This is a genomic window from Pseudomonas sp. B2021 (assembly GCF_018135665.1).
Classification (GTDB): domain Bacteria; phylum Pseudomonadota; class Gammaproteobacteria; order Pseudomonadales; family Pseudomonadaceae; genus Aquipseudomonas; species Aquipseudomonas lactis.
Genome location: NZ_SMOF01000020.1, coordinates 1 through 1,416, shown reverse-complemented (window position 1 = coordinate 1,416; position 1,416 = coordinate 1). Strand labels below are relative to the sequence as shown.

3 protein-coding genes and 1 pseudogene are annotated in these 1,416 nt (G+C 46.5%); 2 read left to right on the top strand and 2 right to left on the bottom strand.

The window, feature by feature from the left end; translation table 11 throughout:
* Both E1K68_RS27485 and E1K68_RS28025 read left to right on the top strand, forming a co-directional pair.
* The coding region (locus E1K68_RS27485) for a hypothetical protein (protein ID WP_205884994.1) at positions 1 to 262 on the top strand (262 nt) is incomplete at its 5' end.
* Positions 259 to 411, top strand: a pseudogene (locus E1K68_RS28025) (IS4 family transposase); the annotation flags it as partial. The gene E1K68_RS27485 and the pseudogene E1K68_RS28025, both read left to right, overlap by 4 nt.
* Before the next feature lie 73 nt (positions 412 to 484).
* Here E1K68_RS28025 and E1K68_RS27480 read toward each other — a convergent pair.
* A complete protein-coding gene (locus E1K68_RS27480) occupies positions 485 to 799 on the bottom strand; it encodes a hypothetical protein (protein WP_003191504.1) in 315 nt (104 codons plus the stop codon).
* A 3-nt stretch (positions 800 to 802) separates the two neighbouring features.
* A partial coding sequence (locus tag E1K68_RS27475; protein ID WP_212614956.1) for a hypothetical protein occupies positions 803 to 1,416 on the bottom strand: 614 nt, incomplete at its 5' end.

The window sequence follows — 1,416 nt, the reverse complement described above, 5'->3', positions numbered from 1 at the left end:
TATCGTAAATTGCCGCCTTTTCCGAAAAATCATTCAATGCGCTTATAACGTCCGCAGGGAGCGCATCCAGAGTCTCAACGAAAAAGGGGACAGATTTATTTTACAGAGACTCATCCGCTACTGTTCAAGACCTTCACAAAACCCAAACTTCAAAAATAAATCTGTCCCCTTTTCTCCAAGCATAGCCTTCAGTTATGCCTTGCGATGCGGCAGTACGGTGCCGATGAACAAAGCGGTGGGGTACCGAATTTACTCAGGTTGATCGCGAGGAAACGCGTCGGAAACCTGCCGGGACGGATTGAGCCTCGCGCCATAAAACGAAGGCCCAAGCCTTACCCGATGCTGATGCAAACGTGTTCAGCGGCAAGGGCCGAGGTCAGGAGAAATGGACATCCGAAGAAGGTTAAGTAAGCGCCATTCAAATCCGCCCCCTTTATCGCCTTTTTTTCGCCGCTCCCCTTTTATCACACTTTTTTATACACCCTCACTTAAACGGGTCAAACAAAACAGCTTTACTTAAGCTTTGCGCCTTAAATAATAAACCTAGCATCTTTTTAACCAATTCTGAAATCGTAGGATTGATGTTCGCCACAGCAACCAATTCATCAGCAAGCGCACTAATCTGCGCCCCGAAAAATAGGTCATAATCGTCAAAACTCAAGCTGGAAAGCATTGGAAATTGCTCGACATCCAGCCGAAAGAAAAAACTCGCGACATCCAAAGGAATCTCGATACGATCAAGACAGCCATCTCGGCCGACGGCTGCTAAACCTGTATCCCACATCATTAAGTAATACATAATTCAGAACGTCTTCCCAGGAAATGTGTTCACCAAGTTGCCTTGTGAATCAGTAATTACCGTCATAAAACTAGTGGACTGTCCACCTGTTTTGGCATCAACACCAATAGGTCTTCCCATATCAACCGTTCGAATAAAATTACCAGACGTCGGTGATTGGTACGCAGGTGTCTTGACGACCTGGGGCGTTTGCAGAACGATCTTCAATTCGTCCTTTGAAATCGTGAACGCAGATTTATTTTCACCCCAAGCGCCACCGTGCTTTTTCCAAGCGTATTCAAGCCCACTTCCTGTAGAGCTCGCAGTGCCCGTCCGCACATTGACTCTCGAAGCAACAACGCCTTTCGCAGCATTGAGAGCATGATTAGTCTCTACCGCTTCTTTCCCTTTCGAATCATTAGCAAAAATCTTGCTGCCGCCCTTCACGGCTAAAGACTTTACCTCCCCAAGCACAGCATCCATCAAAAACTCAGTCGCTACAACATACTCATCTCCATGCAAAAGGTTATCAGAGTCAGCTTTAGCCTCCGCATGAAATTCCCTCATGGTTTCAACGGTACGGTCTGTCAGCTTTGCAGCGAGCTCGATAGCTTTAGATTCTTTGAACTCTCTGTACT